Here is a 1225-nt window from a genome sequence, read left to right on the forward strand (position 1 = left end):
GCTCTGCTGCGGGAGTTGGACGCGCTGGCGGCCGGGGACGGCGGGATCGAGTCGGACCTCGTTGCTGGAGGGGGTCTCGGCTTCCTGTTCGCGGGGCAGGGTGCGCAGCGCGTCGGCATGGGAGGCGAACTGTACGAGCGGTTCCCGGTGTTCGCGGATGCGTTGGACGAGATCCTCGAACTCCTCGGTATCCGTGGGGAGTTCTTCGGTTCGGATGCCGAGGCGCTGGAGGGGACGGGTGTCGCGCAGCCGGCGCTGTTCGCGTTCGAGGTGGCGTTGTTCCGGTTGTGGGAGTCGTGGGGTGTGCGGCCGGATGCGGTGGCGGGTCACTCGGTGGGTGAGATCGCGGCTGCTCATGTGGCGGGTGTGTTGTCGCTGGAGGACGCGTGCACTTTGGTTGCCGCTCGCGGTCGGCTGATGCAGGCGCTTCCGGCCGGTGGGGTGATGGTGGCGGTGGAGGCCTCCGAGGAGGAGGTCCTGCCGCTGCTGGGTGAGGACGTCTCGCTCGCGGCGGTCAACGGGCCGACGTCGGTGGTGGTTTCGGGTGCCGAGGATGCGGTGGAGCGGATCACAGAGGCCCTGGCGGATCGCCGCTCGCGCCGCCTGCGGGTCAGCCATGCCTTCCACTCGCCCCTGATGGAGCCGATGCTGGACGACTTCCGCCAGGTGCTGGCGGGTCTGTCGTTCGAGGCGCCGACGCTTCGGTTCGTCTCCACGGTCACGGGTGCTCCGGTGTCGGAGGAGATCGCCAGGCCCGAGTACTGGGTGAAGCACGCCCGCCAGGCGGTGCGTTTCGCCGACGCCGTGCAGTCCCTGCACGCCGATGGGGTGGAGACGTTCGTCGAGCTCGGCCCCGATGGTGTGTTGAGTGCGATGGGGTCGTCCGTGGTTGCGGCGGGGGTGTTCGTCGCGTCGGTGCGCCGGGACCGGGACGAGTGCGCGGCGGTGCTGAGCGCCCTCGCCCAGGCGCATCTCCGTGGTGCCAGGGTCGACTGGCAGGCGCTGTTCGGCCGTTCGGGAGCAGAACACGTCGATCTGCCCACCTACCCGTTCCAACGACGGCGGTTCTGGATCGAGGCGTCGGCAGCGGTGACGGGGGAGCCGGCCGCACTCGGGCTGGGGGCCTCGAACCATCCGTTGTTGGGGGTGGTGGTGGAGTTGCCGGATTCGGGTGGGGTGGTGTTGTCGGGTCGGTTGTCGCTGTCGGGTCAGGGGTGGCTTGCCG

Annotated in this window: 1 protein-coding gene; it reads left to right on the forward strand. The window is 69.9% G+C overall.

Features of this window, described 5'->3' with window-relative positions:
• Positions 1 to 15 precede the first annotated feature (15 nt).
• The coding region (locus AB0J08_RS41670) for an acyltransferase domain-containing protein (RefSeq protein ID WP_360645445.1) at positions 16 to 1225 on the forward strand (1210 nt) is incomplete at its 3' end.

The sequence above is a fragment of the Kitasatospora sp. NPDC050463 genome (assembly GCF_040655255.1).
GTDB lineage: Bacteria > Actinomycetota > Actinomycetes > Streptomycetales > Streptomycetaceae > Kitasatospora.